10 protein-coding genes are annotated in these 21,933 nt (G+C 48.5%); all 10 read right to left on the bottom strand.

Features of this window, described 5'->3' with window-relative positions; translation table 11 throughout:
- Positions 1–420: 420 nt before the first annotated feature.
- Positions 421–10,995, bottom strand: a complete 10,575-nt coding sequence (locus DS731_RS10120; protein WP_119501205.1) for a hypothetical protein — start codon at positions 10,993–10,995, stop codon at positions 421–423.
- 68 nt (positions 10,996–11,063) lie between these two features.
- Positions 11,064–12,380 carry a hypothetical protein gene (locus DS731_RS10115; protein WP_119501204.1) on the bottom strand — a complete coding sequence of 439 codons (1,317 nt, stop codon included), beginning with the start codon at positions 12,378–12,380 and terminating at the stop codon, positions 11,064–11,066.
- The gene (locus tag DS731_RS10110) at positions 12,373–12,786 is read right to left on the bottom strand and encodes a hypothetical protein (RefSeq protein ID WP_119501203.1); all 414 of its coding nucleotides are present in this window, start codon (positions 12,784–12,786) and stop codon (positions 12,373–12,375) included. Before DS731_RS10110 ends, DS731_RS10115 begins: the two co-directional genes overlap by 8 nt.
- 9 nt (positions 12,787–12,795) lie before the next feature.
- On the bottom strand, positions 12,796–15,192 hold the full coding sequence (locus tag DS731_RS10105; protein WP_119501202.1) for a hypothetical protein: 2,397 nt from the start codon (positions 15,190–15,192) through the stop codon (positions 12,796–12,798).
- A gap of 57 nt (positions 15,193–15,249) precedes the next feature.
- Positions 15,250–16,413, bottom strand: coding sequence for a hypothetical protein (locus tag DS731_RS10100; RefSeq protein WP_119501201.1), 1,164 nt, complete (start codon positions 16,411–16,413; stop codon positions 15,250–15,252).
- 3 nt (positions 16,414–16,416) lie between these two features.
- A complete protein-coding gene (locus DS731_RS10095) occupies positions 16,417–16,932 on the bottom strand; it encodes a hypothetical protein (protein WP_119501200.1) in 516 nt (171 codons plus the stop codon).
- 63 nt (positions 16,933–16,995) lie between these two features.
- Positions 16,996–18,159: a N4-gp56 family major capsid protein gene (locus DS731_RS10090; protein WP_119501199.1), complete on the bottom strand. Its 1,164-nt coding sequence runs from the start codon at positions 18,157–18,159 to the stop codon at positions 16,996–16,998.
- Between the two features lie 20 nt (positions 18,160–18,179).
- Complete coding sequence (locus DS731_RS10085; RefSeq protein WP_119501198.1) at positions 18,180–19,319, bottom strand: hypothetical protein; 1,140 nt, start codon at positions 19,317–19,319, stop codon at positions 18,180–18,182.
- A gap of 5 nt (positions 19,320–19,324) precedes the next feature.
- A complete protein-coding gene (locus DS731_RS10080) occupies positions 19,325–19,666 on the bottom strand; it encodes a hypothetical protein (RefSeq protein WP_119501197.1) in 342 nt (113 codons plus the stop codon).
- A gap of 73 nt (positions 19,667–19,739) precedes the next feature.
- Positions 19,740–21,872: a portal protein gene (locus tag DS731_RS10075; RefSeq protein WP_119501196.1), complete on the bottom strand. Its 2,133-nt coding sequence runs from the start codon at positions 21,870–21,872 to the stop codon at positions 19,740–19,742.
- Positions 21,873–21,933: the final 61 nt, after the last annotated feature.

The following is a 21,933-nucleotide window of genomic DNA, read 5'->3' as shown; positions in this document are numbered from 1 at the left end:
AGCCCCCAACATAAAGGAAGCTATCAAAAAGGCTGACGCTGAATTTAAAAAAGAAAACCCTGACCTCTTTGATTAGAGGTCTTTTTTTATTGAGAGAAGCTATGCCCGCTTTATATACCCCACAAGAAGATGAAACTATTATCCGCCTGGTTAACGAAGACCGCCTGATGTATCGGGAAGTCGCTGATATCCTTGGCCGGACTGCTGCAAGTGTTGGGTCACGTGTCCGTTTATTAAGGGAACAAGGTCACGTCATTACGCCCACTATCACCCACAAACCCAGAGTAGTAGAGGAAACTACTACCCCTGATACATCACGTAAGATGTATTTACGTGCAGGGTTGGTGATTACGGCAGCGTGTTTAGTGGCATTTCTCCTGTCCTTAAAGTAAGACAAAGGGGCTTAACGCCCCTTTTTATTTATGATTTAAAGCCCATGGCATGAAGTATTCCGTTTATCGGCAGTATCTCATCCCATGCGTTTAATCCGGTACTGACAGGGTTTCCAATCTTGTCAAGAATACTGGACTGGAACCATGCAGCATCTACCGGTGACGGTATACCCATGTTTCCGATCAGGAACATGTTCGCCAAAGTCGATGCCGGCTGTTCCCTGAACAACTCATACACTGGTCGCTGAATACGTAAGGCATACTTTGTGAAGTACAGCAGTCCCATATCATTGAGGTACTGTAATCCCTGGCTTGTCGGAATATCGTAGTTAACGAAGTTCCGGCTTACCTTGGCCAGCGCATCCGATTTACTTAACTTGTTCTCAGCTGTTTCTGTCAGGTGACGGTACTGCGCGTATCGTGCAGCGAAGTCTGACATTTGAATAGGCTGATTGAGCATATCGTAAAACTGGGTGTCCTGGGTCACGAACAGGAATTTGCCGAACTTATTCACCGGTCCCAGACGTTTGTTTGTCAGGACATCATCTATACGCTGTGTCAGTTTGGTTTTATAACTGAACGGGTCTTTAGCGGTATCAATGTCTTCAACGATGGTCTGAAATAAGCCAGCTTCCATTAACTCATGTACAGGATTGGCCGACATTTCCGTGGTGACTTCTGCAAGTTCACTCCGTAGAGATTCGCGCTTTGAGCCTGTACCGGTTACGGCCAGCTGCCGCTGCAATGCATATTGCCGCTTTTTCAGTGTGTTGTAGGCACTCGCATATCGCCAGCCTTTCACAGTGTCAGTGATACCCTGTCTCAGGGGAACACCGGCAAGGTTGAGGAAATAGCCGTTACTCACGATGTTGAACACGGTGGTAAACAGGGATTTGACGATAATGGAGTCTTTGATCATCTTCACGATGGTCTGTACTACATTCTCAGTCTGCTGGATACGAAGTATCAGCTTATCCCCGAACACTTTACCCAGTGTCATTTCCACTGCGGTTCTGAAGGCTTTAGTAAGCATATGCTGCTTATCTCTGTCGGCCTTGAATATCTCGGCAGCTGACCACTTACGGTAGCCAAACGTCAGGTTGAGCAAGTCACGGCGCACCATTAAGTGTGGGCGTCCAAACTTATCCCTGGCATGTAACTTGGCATCCCGTGGCAGTAAGTCCCAGTATTCACGGATAACAGGATCTTTTGCATCTGCGCTGACCTTCACGTAGTTAGATGCGGTCGGGTTCTTGTCGTTAGCATACTGGTCATACAGTACGTCAATCATCTGCTCATTGCGTGATTTCGTATTTGTACGGTCCACGATGCTACCGGCGATACCACCAACCACTTCACCTACGTCATACTGCTTTTCCAGAATCTTATCGCGGTTTTCCTCTGACATTTCATACCGGTAATCGGTAACACGTCCGTCAGGGCTGAATGTTGGAATCATCATCGCTTCTTTCACGGTTTCCGGATCGAAGTCAATGTCCATACGTTCAGCTGAATCATCAACTGCATTGCGTGTCAGTGCCGGCAGTACCTTTCCGAAGTCACGGTACATTTGGCCGTTATCAGCGTTAAAGGCTGCCTGTACGTAGTTAGTACCCTTTGCGGCAACCTCTGTAAGAGAGGCCACACCGGTAACCCTACGGCGCATACCGCCATCACGTACTGTGTACAGGTGAACGTGCTGTTCATTGTCCAGCATTCTGTCTTTGGCAATAAGGCCGTCACGCTTAATGTAGCCCATGGCTTCAAGCTGCTTGGCTTTCTCAGAACCTGGTACAGCCCAGTCAAGTGACACATACGGGTTGTGTATTTCACTGATAAAGCCTTTAGTCATTAATGCAGGATCGCCATGGAACAACTGTTCCTGTGATTCTTCACGAATGTCCTGATACTGTCTAAGCAGGTACTCTGCCCCGTTCTGGCCGTCTTTACGTGCGTTCTCAGTACGTACGACTTCCAGAGCCAGCGCCTTTGAAGCGGCATCGGTATACTTGATTGCGTACAGGGAAGCCAGCTGCTCAATAAGCGGTTCCGCGGCTTGTGCTTCTTCCTGAGACACTGCCAGACCATACCCGAACATATTAGCGATGCCGTAGGCATTCTTAATAAGGTTGCGGGTTGTGGCCACGTTTCTCGCCATGTAGAAACCAAGTGCTTTACTGTGTGCAACGTACTTTGCGAAGTGTGGTAATTCACTCAGCTGTTGTTCCAGCTTAGCGGCTTCAGCGTGTACCGCCTCGTTGCTTGCCAGCAACTCTGCTACCTGTTCCATGGTGTAGCCGTGTGCCAGTAGCGAAGGAACATCAGACTTGATAAGGGCTTTGGTAACAGCCTTACTCTGGTGCTTGTTCAGTCTGGTTTTGAAACCTTCGTGAATAATCTGGCTCAGGTTTTTGGAAACAAACGTACGTTTCTGTTCAATGTCCCTGTTGGTGTAACGCAGCTGCTTCAGCATTTCTTCGTTATTAACCGTGTCACCGATTACTTCATCAACGGCCAGGGCAACATTGCTTTGCGGTGTTTGCTTGTTGTTTTTGATGTCATCTTTGATCATCTGGGTCACTTTACCCACACGGTCTTTAACGGCCAGTTCAACCAGTCCGGCTGTTGCCGCTACGAAAGGTACTCTTGTGGTTCTCACTGAACCAAAGGCCTTACTGTTTACGGCGGCTTTCACACCTTGCTTAATCAGATCATCAGCACCACTACGCAGTTTCTGTTCCGTGCGTTCCAGCACATCCAGTTTACGGCGGGTGTCATAGTTCTTCTGTGCAAGCCGGCCAAGCAAACTGTCATGTGCATCACGTACCGTACGGCTCAGGTTCACATTGCCGTTCAGCAGGTCCACAAGGCGTCCAAGGATCCGACTGATATAATGTTGTACCTGTCGGTAGATACTGCCTTCAGGGGTGTCTGAAGCACGATTTTCGATGTTCTCCAGTAACTGTCTCACCGGTAAGTGGGTTGCACCTACAACAGCAAAGCGTGTGAGGTAATCAGCCTGTCTACTATCAATATTGCGGCCGGCGATATCCGACTGCTCAATGTTACCGGCATTTAAACCAGAAGGACTGAACAGATAGTCATACTTGGCTTTCGCTTTAGCGACTTCTGAGGGGTCCAGTTTAGCCTGCTCAAATGGCAGGAACGATTCCCAGGTCAGTGCTTCTTTGGCTGACAACCATGCCTTACGTAACTGCGTTCTTTCAAAGCTGTACGTATTCAGTGAACTGCCTAATACACTTTCCAGCTGCTCGGCAACATAAAGTTCTTCTTCCGGCATCGGGAAGGTATCACGCAGGTTACTGACAAAAGGTGTGGTGTTGTTGTTCAGGTGCGTAACGAACTGGTCAAATTCATCACCCAGTGCTTCTTCCGCATCAAACAACTCTTTACCGTTCAAGCCAGCAACACTGTTAATCAGACTCTGTTGGATTTCTTTCAGGTATTCAGTGTGGTCTGTATCTCTGTCGGCATTTCGCTCCGCGAACGCCTGTACAAGTTCGGCGGGTGTCATCTTCCGGATGCGTTGCATGTCGGCGGCGTACACACTCTCTGTACCACGTGGGAGTAAGCGTGCCTGTGACTCAATCAGTGAAGCACCCAGTTCAATCACCTGACGGACTGCACTGTCTGTTTTCGGTGAGCTCTCGCCTTTGAATATGGCGTTTGTGATCCGGCTTACGAATGAAGTAAACATGTCGATAAGTCCACCATTACGGCGTTGCTTAGTCTTAATGTTTTTCAGCTGCTCGATAAACTCACGGTTAGTAAAGCCATAGGCAATCAGTTCTTTGATGTTACGTGTGGCTTCACTGTTCAACCGGATACCGGCCTTTGACGCTTTTTCTGCGATTTCAGTGCGTAGTTCTTCCAGCTTTTCGACAGCTTTTACAGATTGAGGATCTTTAATCTCCCCGTTCTGTACACGGTTCACCAGGTCCGAAGTCATGGCGTGAATTAACTCATGGGCCACTGTTTCCAGCGTAGTACCGGAATGCTTATAGTCACTTGAACGTAACATGATTTCGCGGTCATTAGGGTCATAGACACCCAGGGCAACTGTCATCATGTTGTTCACTGAGTTATAGGCTTCATCCCCGACGACTTTAAATGTCAGGTCTGGCGGTACGTGCTTGGCCAGCATTTTAAGAATGCCTGCGTTCAGTGTCTTGACCTTACGGTCCTTCATCAGCATATGAAGTACTTCACGTACATTGGTAGTCTCTTTGACTGCTTTCTCAAACAGGATTTGGAAAGGGTCAGTTACCGCTACACTCGGGTCGCGCAACTCGCCGTAGTCATTTCTGGTACGGATGTTCTTCTGTTCTGCCTCTTCCTTAACCTGAGTCGTTTTAGTTGTCTCAGCTGGCTTAGGGGCTTCAGGTGCAGAGCGTGTACGCGAAGGCACCGGATTACCTGCTTCATCAAGCGCTCGGTTATTGCGGCCTTTCTCGGTCTCATAGCCGGCCCCTTCAAAGTTGTACTGAACCAGGTATTCCAGATCGTCCATTACCTTCTTGGATACATCATTCTGGTATTCAGCGTTCTTCTGAAGCGAAGGTAAGATATCCTTTTGTCGGTTCTGCCATGTGTCACGCCCGTAAAGGGTGGCAACCAGCTTACCTTGTTTGGATTTAGAGATACGTCCGGCCTGAACCAGTGATTCAATAGCTTCCTCCATAGCCAGCATCTGATCCAGTAAGTGCTGATACGGATTCAGCTTACCAATCTGTGCTGCCATTTCGCTGTTAAGGCTCTGCCCTGCTTTTACAGCATCCAGTACACTGACAGGGAAACCATCGTGTACGTTAAATGCACCGACTTCAGTAAGCAGGTGTGCGGCCATAGCAGCATCAAACGCATGGATGTTCTGTACACCGGAACCTACGCCGATTTCACGGGTCACTGTATCCCGTCTGGCTTTAGCAGACAGACCTTTACGCCATGCACCTTTGAGTTTCAGAGGGATGTTTTTGGCGAAGGAAGTACTGGCATTCTGCTTCTGGTCAATGGTTTCACCGATTTCAGCAACCTGTGTCTGTTCTTCAGCATTCTGAGAATAAGCATACTGCACGTTAGGCATGATGGTGTGGAACTTACTCATCAGGTCATTGAAGACCTTGCGCGGCAGTGGCTGATTCTTTTCTAACTTACCGGCCTTAATTAACGCCTGTCTTGCGTCTTCCATCAGCATGTCTGTCAGATCCGCAAAGGTAGCATTCAACTGCTGCATACCGTCCACGTAGTTCTGGCGGTTTTCTTTGAAGTCATTGAACTGTTCGTCAATGGCACCGGCCAGCGGTGCAGCCATGTTGCGGATAACAGCATCGGCTATCATGTTCTGCTGATAGTTAGGCATCTCCAGATCACGCATGTCTTTTACTGACATGCCTTTAGTAACCGGAATGAAGTTTTCTTTGGAGTTAGTGAGTCTCTGTAATTCACGATTAAGTGCCTGCAGTGCTGTTAAGCTGCCCTGCGGGTCGTTATCAACAATGGCCTTTTCAATGCGGTCATCAAACTTATCAAGGAACTCCTGACCCAGGATAGCTTCAATAGTGTCATCACCCGCACCGTAAACACGCTGCATAAGCGGCTCTTTACCCAGTGCACGGGGAATGTCAGTACCGTTCTTGGTTACCGTGTCCATGATGGTTTTCATTACAGCATGGATAGGATGCTCTGCGGGGTAGCTGCTCAGGTCTTCCTGAAGTAACTGGTTCCAGCGGTCAGTCAGTGTCTGATAGAAGTCACGTTGGCCACCTTCGATAGCATTACCCAGTGAACGTTGCCCATCAAAGAAGAATCCACCTTTCTTGAGCATTTCCTTCATGTTGTCGGCAGTCCCGTTACCATAAAGCATAGTACCGATTGCGACACCGTTGGTTACACCGTCCAGTTCAACCCACAGGTCAGTAGAGAATGACTTCTCATCCGGATCATCAAGGGCTTGTAGGTAACGGCCATAGTTCATCAAGGCCCGTAACGTGTGCGTACCTTCTTTGTATTGACGTACTACGTCAGTAACCAGTGCACGGGCAATCTGGCCTTCTGCACTGAGTGGGTCAACGCCACCTTCTACCAGTGCAACCGCTGCTTCAGCAGCTTCCTGAATACGGGTGTCTTCAGTGACCAGTGTACCAAATTGACCCAGGCTGCTTTCAATCTGCATCTTGTCGATATCAATCCCGAATCCCTGAGCCACGCCTAACTTAAACAGGTTGACCGCTTGCTCATTATCCAGTTTTATATCGCGCTTCCACGCTTTGACGCCAATTAAGCCGCGGTGAATTTTACTTGTCTGCGGGTTCACGCTGCTGCTGTAACCCAGACGACCATACTTCCATGATTCCATAGGCAGGTAGAATGGTTTACCTAAGCCGCCTTTGGACAGTTCCATAGCCTCACGGAACTCATTGTAGTTATCCAGTTCACGTTGTAAGCCTGCGTTCACTGCTTCCATGGCTTTACGCTTACGCTTAGGAGCAAGGCGCATTTCTTCTTCAGTGTGGAAGTTGAATACCAGTTTCTGTTCCGCATCACCTAACAGATTAACCAGCGTATCGGTGTCAGAGGAAATACCCATCGGTGTCTGCTGTGCTTTCAGGATGGCATCCTGCATCTTCTGCGGCAGCTTTTTAATCGTACGCTTCATGTGTGCCGGTAATTTCGTAATCGGCTTGAATGAAGGCATACGGGTAGGATTACCGATAGACAGGGCTTCGCTAAGAATGCGGCCAGTGTCTTTATTTACTTCGTAAATATCACGGGCACGTCCGTCTAACTGCTCATCACTGAACAGTGGCGCATCAGGGTTATATTTAGGAAGGAACGTGTTGTACAGAGCAGGTGATTTATCCGTTCCTGTGTAACGTCCTGACTTCTTAATCTCAGCGTTTACCTTCTTACTGGCAGCACCTTTAATATCTGCCCAGGAAGTCTGTACGCCTTCAACCAGCTGTGCGTTAAGCATGGCACTTAACGTAACCTGACCCAGTTGGAACTCAAGTCGGGACAGGTGAACGGTAGAACCATTTTCATCATTCAGGGATAAGCCAAGCATCTTAATGATGTCACGGCCCAGCTGACGGGTGATCCAATCTTCCGGTAAGCCACGGGTCATCATTAACTGATGCAGGTCGTGATTTACCTTCTCTTCTTTCACACCGAACATTTGGCCGACAGTAGCTTTCTTATTGAATAGCGCATCCATTGAGGATGTAGCTACCCAGTTGTAAGCAGCCATGGACATTGCAGCCGTTACAGACTCAGGGTACTTCCCGTTTTCCAGTAACGTGTTATGCAGGTTCTGTGTGTCGTAGCTTGGATCCGTTGGCTTAGCCATCTGGTTGATGATCTTAGCGAACCCTGGTGCAAATGCGGTGAAATGCTCAACGGCATTCTTTTGCTGAGTCGTTAAGCCAGAAACAGAATCACTGTCAGTCAGCAGTAGTGACGGCAGTTCGCGTAGTCTCTGAATTACATGAGGGACTTCAGCAATGATGCTACGTACACGGTCAGACTTCTTGAAGAACTTATTCAGGGTCTTGTTACCGGCCAGTAGCCTGTCAGCTGCGTGATAGCCTTCTTCCCTGCCCTCAAGATATTTACGGGCAGATGCAGAATCACTGATATCACTTTTAGCTGTGGCAATGGTGTCCAGTAGTTCCTGAGTTATACGGCGGGTTTCCCGCTTCACTGCCTGCTTTTCTATAGGCGTATTGGGCTCACCTAAAAAGCCAAGGTTATCCATGGCTTCTGAGCGGATTAATGCCTTGTTATTCAGCTTACGTTTGGCTTCACGGATAGTAGCGTCAAGACGGTTCTCATTAAGACGCATTTCACTGAGTTGTTTTTCAGTGTCGCTCAGTTCAGGTTCATCCTGTGCAGGTAGTTCTTCATCTGTTAAGCCAACTGACTCTACAGTGGTATCTTCTGTACTGGTGTCGTCGCTAACGCTGACGCTCTGCGACTCCTGTTCTTCGGGTGTAATGGTATCCGGTATTGCGTCTGCCGGTGTGTTCTCTGTACTGGCCGCTGTAGTTGCTGCTGTTACTTCAGGTTGTGCAGTAGTTTCTGCTACTTCCGTTACAGGTGCTTCTGGCGCAGCCGTAGGCGTAGCGACAGATTCAGTTACCGGCGCAGATACCTGTTCTTCTGCCGGCATCAGGCCATTGATGTTATTAACCACAGCGTTAAGCAGATTGGCTTCAGCACGGACAGATTTAACCATGCGGCCGGAGCGTTCATAAATTTGATAGCTACGTGAACCGTCTTTACGGGAGCCACGCATCTTGTAGTTAGCTGCTACATAGTCGATAGCCCGTTGATCTTCATCAGTGATATCCGGAATACCACCACGGGACCATGGAGCAAAGGCACGTTCAAAGTCATCTGCTTTACGTGTCTGACTGTTGGCAAGTGCTTCCAGACGGCGCAATTTCTGACGTGCAGTGTTTGTGTCACCTGCATCAATCAACTGGGTAATCTCAGCCTGGTACTGCAGTGCACTGGTCGCACCGCGATCAGCTTTATCATACGTACCGGCAGCACGGCCTTTAACAAGGTCATTATTTACGCCGTCTACGGTTGAGGAAGTTCTCTGCTCAGTAGCAGCCAGTGCAGCTTCTTTTACTGCGGCAGCATTCTGTAAGCGGGTACGTTCTTCAGGGGTCCAGTGTCTTGATTGCAAAAGTGACTCTACATCTTCTAAAGTGATACTTTCCGGCGAATACATTTCAGATTTGAAAATCCGTTGTGCATCCACTTCAAACTTATCGTCACGTTGCTCAGCGTTAACTACTGAATCCACAGCCTGTGCGGTATTGGAAATAGTCTCCTGACGCGCAAACATGTTGTTCACGGCATCAGTGACACGGTTTTCCTGATCAACCAGTTTATCGGCTTGTTTCTCTAATGATGCTCTTACTTTGGGGTCAGAGGTATTAGTGATTTCAGTTTCCAGACTTTCCAGTTTCTCAGCGATTGCTGATTGCAGCTGGGTAGCCTCAATAAGTGCTTCATCACCTAATGCTTCTTTCTGTTCTTGGGTAGCATCGGAGGTCAGAGCGGCTTCATGACGGGCGCGGATATTACGTATTCCATCGTCAATTGAAACTTTTTCTGTGTTTTCTCCATCTGACAGAGAATTTTCAACTAAAGTAGTATAGTTACCTGAGTCTATTTCAGCCCTAACCTGCTCATCGGCTACTTTCTGAGCTTCTTCAGTACGTTGCTTACGCGCTTCGTTCAAATTACCAACTTTAGCGGCAGCAGCACTCGATACTGTATTTACTGCATTAGTGGATGTCGCTACAGCTTGAGGGGTTCTGACTGCGGCAGCGGTAGCACCAGATGCACCTACCCCGATCATGCCTGCCTCGTAGATATCACGGCCATCTTCTTTAAGGTCGAAGTCTTCACCGAGTGCATCATTTTCAATGGCAGTCTGTACAGCTTCTGTAACGCCTTCAGTGGCCATACCGCCTGTACCCTTAGCAGCTTTAGTCAGGACTTCTTTTGCTGATGCCACTGATTCCTTTGCAACCTCTTTCGTTGCTTCTGTAGTCGCTTTCGTGACATCCGTTTTCCCCAGCTTTTTGATACCTGAAATAGCACGTGTTGCAGAATCACCTGCAAAGTCCAGAATGCCGCCCAGAGCAGCTTCTGCGGCGAGTTCCGCTTGCTTATCGGTACTGACAACCTTGTTCTCTTTGTCAGCCTTACGCAGGTTCTCAGCTTGGGTATTCAATGCGTATGCCGCACTGTTGGCCTGACCTAAGCCAGGGACAGCTGTAGCGAATGCACTTGGTGCGCTTTCGGCAGCATATTCAAAAGTAGATGCGGGATTGGACAGTAAGGCTTTAAGGCCTTCCACAGTCAGATCGGCAAGTGCGCCGGCAGTCTCAGAAGCACCTTTGGCTTCTTCGATACCTGAGTCTTCCCATGCGTAACCGAACTGCTTGGACTGTGCTTCACGGTTCAGCGGGTTATAGGCATCTTCAATCCAGGTGTCTTTTGTAAAGTAATCAGCGTTTTCACCAGCACCTTTCAGTGCTTCCTGATACTTAGCAAAGATTTGGCGGGGAGTCTGGCCAGTGTTACCCATCGGCCGGTTAACGTTACCGTTGTAAGAGTAGCCACCCTGGTTATACCGGCTGTCATTGACCGGTGTATTCAGCAACTGTTGCTGCTCCGGTGACAGGGCTTTATTGTTTAATTCTAAAGCCAGTGCCTGACGTGTAGCGTCATCCAGTAATGATAAGTACTGGTTCGCTTCTGCGTTGCCAGGGGCTGATGCCCAGTCACCGAGGATGTTAGCACCGCCGGATAACACACGGTTGGCTAACTGCTTTGCCTGGCCGGACAATGTACCCAGTTCGGTCTGTCCTGCCCATGCTCTACCGTCTATCTGGGCTCTGCGCTCAGTGTCGGCACGGTTACCCATAACCCAGTCAGTGAGGGCTGTTTCTTTACGTTGTGATTCCTGAATCAGCCTGTCAAGGCTGGTGAGGCTATCCACCTTCTGCTGCACACGCTGGGCTTTCTGTGCAGATAAATTACTTCCTAACGGATTAGACATATTTTGGCTCTGTGGGAGTATGGAGGGAGGGGAAACAAAAAGGGACAGTGGCTGTCCCTTGGGAGGTATTACAGGCGATCTTCCTGTGCTTTCCTGAGCGCACTCTCAAGAATTTTAAGTGCGTTACCGGATTCCGATTCTAACCGTTTACGATCTTTGAGTCGAGTTGCACGGTATGTGCCCTGCTTCTGTAAAGCCAGTAACAGTTCACCACCGTTCTTAATCTGATCAACGATGGCTTCTTTCAGTACATCAGAATCTTTATCAATGAGAACTCTGCCTGTGTCATTGCCTGTCACATCATAAGCACGTTTCAGGGCGATACCTAAGAAGTTATCTGCTTCAGGGCCGGTCAGGAACTCTTTAATCTCGGGATTATCGCGGATAATGGCTGACTTCGCTTCTGTCAGTGCGTTCTTAACATCCGAACGATCCAGATCGTCAGTGTACCAGCTGCTGGTTTTAGTAACGTTATCCATGATATCGGAGATAACCGAAGAGGTAGAGTTACCGGTAGATTGCCACTGCGTTGCATCATCTGCTGCAATGTTACCGAATCCGGCAACGCCCAATTGCGTTTCTCTGTCGAAGTTATCCAGTGCCTGCTGGTTGTACTGTGCAACCCCGTCCAGTCGCTCACGCGCCGGCCGGTTAAGCGTGTGGATACGTTCCCATTCAGGGATAGCGTTTTTAAGTGCAGTGGAAAGCCGGTCACCGGTGATACCGTTACGGGATAACTCAGTTTTGAGTATGGTCTCTACCCTGTCCGGATTATCTACCTGTTTAAGGATATTACGGGTGAGGTCACCTACGTTATCCCTTTGCCAGTCAAGGTTATCCTGTTTCTGCTGTTCATTGTAACTGCGTTGCTGTGTATTCAGTGTCTGCAGGAGAGAACCAGTATCACGGATATTCCCTTTATTCGCATCAAGGTAAGACTGTGCACCGGCGAAGTCTCTGCGGCCTAACAGGTCGTTGAACGCCTGAATGTACGGACGCTCAGCTTCAGTAGCCTGTGCATTATTGAATGCGGTATCTGTTGTCCAGTTGTCCTGCAGCGTGTTCTTACGTTGACCCAGCGCCTGAAGTACTTTCTGCGTATCGACCTGCCCTGCACCTAACGGTGCAAGGTCATTCTGGATTTGCTGATTGAAGTTATTGAAGCCGTCCAGTGAGTTCTGTCCCATGATGCGGTTCATGAACTGCTGTGTCTGGTAGTCCTTCATCTGTGCGGCTTCGTTCTGACGGCTCTGGCCAATGCCTTGTACGACACCGGCAAGTCGGTCCAGACCATCGGTGATCATGTTGCCGCCCTGATTGTACTGCAAGTTTGCAGTACCGAAGTTAGGTGCGGCCACGTTACGCCATGTAATAGGATTAGCCATTATTGCCGTACTCCTTTGCGCCCCAGGTATTCATGTAATCACCGACTGAACGGTAGTACTGGTTACCTGTGGCGGCATCATCACCTAATCGTGCACGTTGGCGGTCTTCCAGCTGTGCATTCAGTGTGGTGGCTTGCTGGTTATAGTTCTGGATGGCGAAGTCCTTCTGGAAATTGAACTGGTCCTTTGCCTGCCCCAGTTGCTGGAAACCCAGATACGTCTGAGCCAGGCTGCCTAATCCTTGTAGTGCCGGCATACCCCATCCGTTATGGTCGATGCCGGTTGTTTTATCGGTGTACCCCAGCATGTTGTCCCAGAAAGAGGGATCCCACTGGTTCTGATTAAAGTTAATGCCTACGTTGGCGGCGGGAACTGCTGCGGCGGGTAAAGCGTTGAGTGAGAACATGGTATTTACCTATGTGTACTGTGGTTTGGGGAGTTGAACTTGCGTGGCAACGTAGTTATCAATGAGATCGTAAGCCAGCACTCCCGGATTGGAGATAAGTGACCGTTGGAGAAACTGGTCAGCGGTTTCGTTTAGGTTGATGGTATGGGGCCGGTTAATGAAGCTGTAAGGATCAACGAGGTTGGATGTACTGAGCAGTTCTTTCAGTGTCTCGATATCTTCCTTCATGAGGTCGTATTCTTCCTCAAAGGCTTCCATCTCAGACTGAAGTACCGCTGTCAGTTGTTCGTTATTTTCCTTACCGATTGACGTACCTACAGAAAGTAGCGTCTTAGGGTCGATATCCAGAAAGGATGTCTCGGACATATAGCCGTACATGGCAGCTACGATTGTAACGACTGCCACAAGAAACGCCAGTTCCGGTCCGATTACTTTCACGGTGTACTTGATAGCGATGTTAATGGCAATTGATGTCAGGACGACTGTGGCAAGGTAGGTTGCAGCTGCTGCCGTACCGCCCTGAGCAAATGCAGCGGCGGTACTGGTATAGATATCATACCCTGTATACGCAATGACCACTATAGCTACCACTATCAGGAAGGCTTTAAACAGACTGGATTCATACCATTTGGTTTTGCGTTTATCGTAGGCGTGGAATACCAACATCAGGCCGACATAGTGCAGCTGCTCCTGCTGTAGCGGGTTCTGTTTCTGAACCAGATCTCTGCGTAGCGGGATAATGAAGTTATGGTTTTCATCGTCTTCCCAGTAATCTTTGAGTCGTGTCTCAATAACACCATCCCCGTACACCGTGTTGCGATGCATCGGATCTGCGACTTTCAGAATTGCATACGTGTTATCGTCAATCTGCTTTTTATAAGTCAGGTAAGGGACATCGTTAATTTCGGAGTACTCAAGAGACACTTCACCGGTGTCATCCAGAACACCTTCAACATAACGTAACCCAATGCCGGCATACATCACCTGTAAGTCGAATACTGCATCAGAGATAGTGACGGCCATGACATGACTGTCGAAAGCCAGAAGCCCTGGTGTACCGTTTAGCGGATCAAACCGGCCTGTTTCCGGAGAGTTCTCATACGCATCAAGCCAGAAGTCAAAAGCATAACTCTTAGCGGCTTTGCTATCGTTATTCAGCTGTATGGCCAGCATGAAGTAGGCTTCGTCAATGTCGTTTACGTCTTCGTTCTCATTGATGTTATCCCTGAGTTCAAGGATATCAATGCCGAACATGTCCAACATGTGTTGTGCTTGTGTAAACTCTACTTCTTCCTGCCTGGCTTCCGTTAAGTAATCTTCCTGCTGGTGACGTAGAAATACCACCGGATAGTTACCTCCTTCTACGGCGATATCCACTTCACGGTATTTGAGGTCAATAAACGGGTTTTCTCTGTCGTCACCGATCAGAAGCGTCAGCATATCTTCCTGATCAATATATGCCTTCGTAACAGTAATGCCTTCAGCTTCAAAGCTGTATTCCACGTACGTATACACCATGTCTACCTGATAGTCGGACGTGTAATCATCACTGTACGGGTAAGTGTAAGAATACGTGTAGGTCTGCAAACCAGTAGACAACTTCACCTTATCAAAGACAGTAGTTTCATGGCCGGTCTCAGTACCGTCTGCCCTGACGTATTTTCGTGTACGGGTTTCCTGATAACTGACGGAACCGCTGGCATTACATTTCACATCCTGATAGCCGGACATATTAAGCGTGTACACTGGCAGGGCTTCGCCCGTGCCAGTTACTTCATAGTCAACATACTTCACAGAACGGGTTTTACTGCCGATACACTTTACTGATTCTTTCTGCAGGACAACGTAAGTATCGACACGGGTAACAGTCTCACCCTCATAGATATCGGTGATAGATTCTTCCCTGTCTACCGGAATACCGGCTTTCAGTGCGTCTGTTTGTTCCCGTATTTGCGTCTCAGCATCAGCCAGTGAGGAATTATAGTCCTCATCCATATCAATGCTGCTCTGGGCCGGTAAACTCGTCACAGTGCCTGTCAGAAGGTTTAATCCATGGTTGTGATTCAGATAGTACCGTATGAACTGTTCTGTGGTCGGTGTACCGTACTTAAACTGGTCTACCGTGATCGGACGGCCTTCAACGCCGGTCAGAAATTCAATCAGGCTGGATTCATTGGCAGTACGCCCCGTGTAGACGGTTTTCGGTACACCGTTCACATAACTGGTTTTACCGTACTGGTAGTACTTCTCTATGGCTTTATTCATACCGTTCATAGCACGGTCAATGACCGTTGTACGGATAGCATCGCCTGAGAAAATAGCAGAGTGTATAGCTTCCAGTGCCGGCTCCGGATACTCATCGTAGAGTGGTACTGTAGAAGTCGAAGCGGATATTACGTAACCCATAAAAAAAGGAGAGGCTTTCGCCCCTCCCCCTCACTTAGTTAATCGTTGAAGTACAAACTATGCGTCTATACCGGCCAGTGCCTTAGTAATCGCTGAGGTCACAGCTGTTTGTGTGAATCCCCAGTCATTCGGTGACAGGCCATTATCGGTAGTCCGTTGTACTGACCAGATATCAGCAAACGTCTTCAGTACTTTCTGCTCAGCATCACGTTTGAAACCGTCAATCTGTGCACCGTACAGTTCGCGCTGTCGGCCCAGAAGACCAGTAACCAGTACACCGTCTACAGAATCAGAAGTTTGCGCTACTTCGGACTTTCTGCGTTGCTCCAGTATTTCCACTTCTTTCGTGGATTTGGTAATGGATGCGGTGTTTACCTCTACATCGCTGGCAACTTTGGAAGCCTGAACAGTGGATAGTGCGATATCAGCATCAGCACGTTCGCGGGTTTTCGCGGAAGTCAGAAGTTCGTCATCTAACTGCGCTGCCTGCTTATCCAGGAGAATACCTTGCTTCGGTATGTTCAGACCCTCTGCGGTCAGGTTACTGGCCTGCTGGTTTACTACAGAGGTTTGTGCGGTCAGGTGGCCTTTCTGTGCCCCTACGAAATCAGTATCCGCATCAAGTTTCGTTGCCTGTTTGGTCAGGATGGTATGCTGCGCCTGTAAGTTTGAGTTCTCAGACGCGAGGTTTATGGCCTGTTGAGTCAAGACGGCTGTGTTCTTCTGAACACGAAGTATTTCAGCGTTTGCGGTAGCTACCTGGGCATCAATCAGATCTGCTTGTTTACCAATGTTCACACCCTCTTTAACGAGGTTGCTGGTTTGTTGCGTGATTTGATCTGTCTGAGCGGCAATACGCTGGACTTCTTCCCCTGAAGCCAGAAGCTGTGAATCTAGCAGGAGTCCCTGCTTAATCAGGTTCTGGCCCTCAGTAACCGCATTTGCCCGTTGTTGGGCAAGCATGGCTGTCTGTGCGTCAATCTGGTCTTTCTGGGCTTTAAGTACGTCTACCTGTGCGGCAGACTGAGGTTCTGATAACTGATACTGGATTGCCTGTTGAAGGACTGCGGTAGTCAGATTCAAATACAGGCGGGAATACTCTTCGCCGTTCAGACGGTTCTTATCGTACTCTTCGGTAAGATGCGCCTTAATGGACTGCATCAGCAGATCGAATGTACCCGTACCGTCCGGTATACCTTGTGTCAGGCTATCCAGATTCATTTATTAACCCCGTGCAGCTTGTGCTTTAGCCAGATCTGCTAATTCTGCTTCAGTCAGGTCAGGCAGCACTTCAATAGAGAACTCATTAACCAGACGTGCAGCACGCTGGTTCACGCCGTTCTTTGTTTTCTTCGTGTAGAAGACATTGTACTTACGGGCTTTCAGAACATTGTAGATAGCCTGGGGTACGTGCCAGCCTTCTTCAGTGTTGAATTTAACGAACTTACGGAATGTACCTACAGTGGTATTACCGGCTGTGATGATTTCACCATCCCAGTCTTTTTTGGCAGCGTTCATGCACGATACGTTAATGCGGATTAACTTACCGGCCTGTTTCTTCAGTTCGGCAACATCGTTTACCGGTGCAGGCTCAGCTTCTGCTGGCGCAGCTTCGCCTTTCAGTCCGGATTTGAACTCTGCGATTTTAGCGGCCAGTTTGTCTTCACCGATGGAAGGATGGTAATTAACACCCAGCGCATCAGCTTCATTTTTCAATTGTTCCAGGGTTACTTCTGACATAGGAGTCTCGTTTAATGAGGGGAAAGAGGAAGCCCCCTACAGACGTAGAGGGCGGCAGGCGGGTTATGCTTTAGCAGCTGTCTTCAGCAGTGCAATACGCTCGGAACGTAACGGCAGGAAGCCGTAGTACCATTTGATCGCCATGAAGCCAGTTTCACCGTAAGGGTCAGTACGGTCAGCGGTTTCAACGCCAGGCTTTTTGTGGATGATTTTGAACTTAACAGTCTTACCGTCAGTCTGGAAACCGATGGTAGCGAATGACTCATCACCAACAACCAGCATCGGGAATACGTCAACTTTACCGTTGGTTTCGTAAGTAGAACCGTCACCAGCTGCACCAGCGCCTTCCCAGCGTTGCATTTCCAGTGGGGTTACGATACGGAAGCCAGCGATAGAGCCTACTTCACCACGTACAGTGTTGCCTGCGGCAGCGTAGTGCTTCACTTCAACAAACGCAGGATTGCCGTGGTAGTCCTTCATGGCCATCAGAGTCGGGATCAACTCAGAACTGGTGTACATGATGCGGCCACCGGAGATTACGCGGGTGTCGATGATACGAGTACCGGTAATGACTTTGGTTTGCTTAGGTGTACGGTTGTTGTCCAGGTCGATAGATAACTTAATCAGATCGTCATACGTTACCAGGTCAGTTACTTTTACATCAGCGTCTGACAATGCAGTACCTGCATACTTCACAGTACCGGCAGCGTTGATGATGTCTGATTGCAGGATAGCTTCAGTTAACTGGTCAGCACCTACAGTCATTTCACGGTTTACGTGAGATTGCAGATCTTCATCAGTATCGAAGTCCAGAGATTCCTGCGTGTACTCTTCAAAGAAACCCATCTTTTCCAGCGTACCTTCGATAGAGATACGGCGGAAGCCAACACGGTTTACACGACCGCCTGTTTCAGACAACAGAGGGATCTTAGAAGTAATAGTACCGATGTCTTTAGAAGACCCGTACAGGTTACCGTCTGCAATTGCTGCACCGGATGCGTCAATACCCTGGTCGTTGATGTTACGTTCGTCAAGCAACGGCAGGTAGTGGAACAGCTTCATGGTTTTACCCATGTTCTTCGGCATGTGCTTAGAAGTAGCCAGCTGGCCGAAGTATTCTTCTTTTACCGCCTCAACCAGAGCGCGTTTAAGGTGGACATCAGTACGGTGCTGAGGACCGATAGAAGAAGCCTGACCGTTTACAGGAGAGTTATAAATTTGAGACATGAAATAGTCCTAACTATTCATTAAGCCATCTCAGAGAATTGTTTGAGAAATTCATCGTCAGACATGGCGAGGGGATTAAAGGTGGGTTCGGGTGAAGCACCTTTTGAAGACCGTGGAGTTGAAACACGCTGTTTCTGTTTTCGCACTTCTTCAGCAGGTTTTTTGTTTGGTGTGGGTGTTGGTCTTTCGTTGCTACGGGGAGGGTTTTGCGCGGCGTCCGGTTTGCGGAACTTACCGGCGGCATGTAGGCGATCACCAACTTGGCGGTATGCTTCGATATCAGAGAGTCCTGATAACCGCCCAAACATACGTTCACGCTCAATTTCGGCAGTGATTTGATCGTAGATACCAGATGCTACGTGTTCATTGATTACTGCTAAAGTTTGAGGGTTATTGAGAATGGCTTGTCGGCTGGCTGTGTCCCACTTATTGCTGACCACTTGTACTGTCTTTTCATAGGCATCCGTTCCCTTGATTTCGTCAAGGACTGAAGCCAGTTCCATTTCAGCGTCGTCAACAGTGTAAGTGTTGGGCTTGTAGTCAGTATCTTCACCGTCCAGTTCGTAGGTGTCGATGCCGCTATCTTTAATCAGCTTTTTAATTGCATCCGGATTCTTCTTATCCAGATCTATCAGGTACGATAACTTACCTTCATCAAGCAGACTATGGTTATCCAACATCCTCATTAATTTGAGGTTTGGTTTTAACGCTGTCATCTTCTTGTTGTAGTTAGCACCTTGCTGCATCAACGTAATAGCTTCATCTACGTTGCTGACCTGCATATCACGACCATTGGCTTTAAAGGGAGCCAGTAGCCGTTCATATTCGCTTTTGTAGTCTACGCTGTCTGCACTGTCCGGTTCAGACGCTTCATCACCAGACTCATCGGGATCGGTCTCACCGGCTGGGGATTCCTCCAGTTCTCCGGATTCATCAGCGGCCTCATGTTCACCATCGGCTTCATCAGCTTCTGCTTCAGCTTCGGATTCAAAGTCATCATGGCTTTCGTCTGTACCTTCTTCGTATACAGTGGTTTCTTCGGAAAAGTCGTCTGCACCGCTGTCGCTTGCAGACTCCGCCGTAGCAGAGTCCTCAACAGGGGTGTCAAATGACGCATTCATAAAGTCCTCATCGGACATACCCAGAATATCGTCACCCATTTAACTTACTCCGCTTCTTCGCGCAGTTCTTCAAGTTCTGCATCCAAATCTTCAATGGATGCTGAGGCTTGATCACCTAATACCAGACGGGTTTGCAGGTAGTGACGTAACACACCGATACCGTCCATTGCGGTTAACAGAGAAGCCTGGTCTTCAGGACTTTGGAAGTTTGGATCCGATTTCAGCAGTACAAGACGGACTGCTTCTTTCTCAAAGAAACCTTCTGTAATCACACGCTTAAAGTCGCGGTTCTTCAGTAGACGGTTTACAGCGCGGGCATCATCTACCAGCTTTTCAGCGTCTTTTTTAGAGATTTCGATTTCTTTGATTGCGTTGTCAGTAGACATAGTATTTCCTTAGTTTCCTGGCCTTGCGGCTCAGATTGGGGGATTGAGTGGCGCGGGAATGCGCCACGGATGGTTAGTTTTGAGTAGATTGCTGCTTAGGAGATAAGGCAGCTTTGGCCGCTTCCAGCTGGATGTTTGCACGGGCCTGTGCGCCCTGTTTCTGCAACTCACGTTCCTGGTTCACACCTGACTCTTCCTGAAGGAAGTCGAGGTTATTGCGGTCAGCTTTAGAAGTGGTCTCATCGGCTTTGGCAGCATTGAGATTGATTTCAGAGAAGATCTTCTGTGTTTCAGCCTGAAGTTTGGCTATCTGCACTTTGAGTTCTTCCAGTTCCAGCGCGGCCTTCTGTTGTTGGATAGGGTCCGGCTGTGGCTGGTATTCCTCAATCTTCTTGGCGAGGTCCGGCATTTTACGTAACCGTGCAATCTCAGCACGGATCATGCGAACCTCTGCAGGGTCTGAAGACGGGCCGGTAGTCTGTAACATGAAAGCCAGTTCCTGTGCTTTCGCGTTATCTTCCTCGGCGGTAGATATGGATAGCTTCAGGTCAAAGCTGCCGGCCAGTTCTTCACGTTTAATGGCTACAAACTTTTCGTTGGTAACACGGATAATTTCTTCATCGGACAAGAACTGTGAGTTCATCGAAATGAACTTTCGTCCTATGGCAACTATACCGTTGGCCAGTCGTCTGAGAATACCCAGTTCACGTTTTGATGCTGCATCTAATGCACCTCTTACACCAGTGGCTGTATCACCCAGAGCATTGCCGGAGATACCGGCCCCGAATGATTTAACGCCGGTCATTGAATCTGCTTCAGCACTTTGATGTTGGTGCATGAACTGCGCTGATACAGGGATTTCTGCAAAGGCATGTGTGTGGAAAGCCATACGGGGATCAACATTAGAATTGAACTCGTAGTCTTTACCCTGCTCAAACCGTCTGCGGTTTAAGGCATCCAGTGCGTCTTTGCGGTAGCCACGTTGACCGTTAGCTACTGAGCCAAGGATATCTATCATGCCGCGGGTTACTGCGCCCACGATGTCCTGATTATCCTTTATAAGTTCACCGTCCGGTTCACCGTAAAGAGAGTTCTTTACCGGCAGATACGGGACAATGACAAATGGAATCTTTTTATCCGGGAACGGGTTTTCTTCCATACGGATAAGCGTGTCACCTACGTATGTTGCAACGATTGGCTTAACGGTTCCGTTACCGTGTATATCCCAGTAACCCCAATACTCATAGGCATAGAACTTCTTGCGAGGTTCGTCCTTAAAGTTAAAGGACATGTTATCAGGGTCGTTCTCATCAGCCTGTGCTAACGGGCTGTTGTTCGTGACCTGAATACTATCCAGATTTTCGTACAGACCTGCTGAACGTAGTTCTTCCAGAGAAGTAGTAAAGCGATAAACAATAAACTTCGCTTTCTCTGCATCACCTTTACAGGAGGGGTCTACGACCACATCATTGTAGTCGCAGACTTCTGCGGTGGGCTGATTCTTAACAACCTTATTTTCGGTAACCGTTTTGTATTCTGAAATGTAGACTTCAATGGGGTAGCCTAATTCCATGGTACGTTGTACAGAACGCTTCATTTCTTCAGGAGCAGCTTCAAAGGCTTCAGGGTCTGCCTGAGCCAGTGACATCAATTCCTGCAGCTGCTGGACGAACTGGTTGTGTGAAGGGTCATAAGGGTCTAGGGATTGTTCTGCGAACACAGGAACTTCTTTGGTGACTTCTTCTTCTTCCAGTTCCCAGCCTACACGGACAATGACTGTGCCTTCATCAACTGCGGTGTGGATATAGTCGTCAATCAGTTTGACTTTATTCAGCTGGTTGTTGAATTGGTGGTTCAGTACGAGTTCGTTTTGCTGGGCTGCGCGTCTGTCTTCATAGGTCACCGGAGATACGTTGAAAATATCAGGTGTAGAGAGGAAGGGTTCAGACAGGGATGAATACCGCCATTCGGCCTGTTTGCGGATTAGCTTTGGTTGGACTGAGGAGCGATTCTTTTGCTTAGGAAGTTTCGCTGTACCCGTGATGTTGAGGTTATCCAGCCAGCGGTCAATATTTTCATTGTGCTGGCTGGTCTCAACCTGGGCGTCTTGATGATCTCGCTTTAACTGGGCTAATGTTGGCTCATTAGTCCAGTCGGTAAGGCGGATCTTAGGTGGGGCATTATCGGTAGGATGGTCGGTGGTCATCTGTAGGAAGGCAACTTAATGGTTAGTTAAATTGGTCAACAACGTGGGGGAATTTGCTGTC

Source organism: Alteromonas sp. RKMC-009, assembly GCF_003584565.2.
Classification (GTDB): Bacteria; Pseudomonadota; Gammaproteobacteria; order Enterobacterales; family Alteromonadaceae; genus Alteromonas.
Note: the sequence above shows the minus strand (reverse complement) of the source record. Positions and strands in the feature narration are given on the sequence as shown.

Bases quoted from the DNA above. Each gene is read 5' to 3' on its own strand.
- DS731_RS10120 (WP_119501205.1), bottom strand. From the start codon at position 10,995: ATGTCTAATCCGTTAGGAAGTAATTTATCTGCACAGAAAGCCCAGCGT.
- DS731_RS10115 (WP_119501204.1), bottom strand. From the start codon at position 12,380: ATGGCTAATCCTATTACATGGCGTAACGTGGCCGCACCTAACTTCGGT.
- DS731_RS10110 (WP_119501203.1), bottom strand. From the start codon at position 12,786: ATGTTCTCACTCAACGCTTTACCCGCCGCAGCAGTTCCCGCCGCCAAC.
- DS731_RS10105 (WP_119501202.1), bottom strand. From the start codon at position 15,192: ATGGGTTACGTAATATCCGCTTCGACTTCTACAGTACCACTCTACGAT.
- DS731_RS10100 (WP_119501201.1), bottom strand. From the start codon at position 16,413: ATGAATCTGGATAGCCTGACACAAGGTATACCGGACGGTACGGGTACA.
- DS731_RS10095 (WP_119501200.1), bottom strand. From the start codon at position 16,932: ATGTCAGAAGTAACCCTGGAACAATTGAAAAATGAAGCTGATGCGCTG.
- DS731_RS10090 (WP_119501199.1), bottom strand. From the start codon at position 18,159: ATGTCTCAAATTTATAACTCTCCTGTAAACGGTCAGGCTTCTTCTATC.
- DS731_RS10085 (WP_119501198.1), bottom strand. From the start codon at position 19,319: ATGGGTGACGATATTCTGGGTATGTCCGATGAGGACTTTATGAATGCG.
- DS731_RS10080 (WP_119501197.1), bottom strand. From the start codon at position 19,666: ATGTCTACTGACAACGCAATCAAAGAAATCGAAATCTCTAAAAAAGAC.
- DS731_RS10075 (WP_119501196.1), bottom strand. From the start codon at position 21,872: ATGACCACCGACCATCCTACCGATAATGCCCCACCTAAGATCCGCCTT.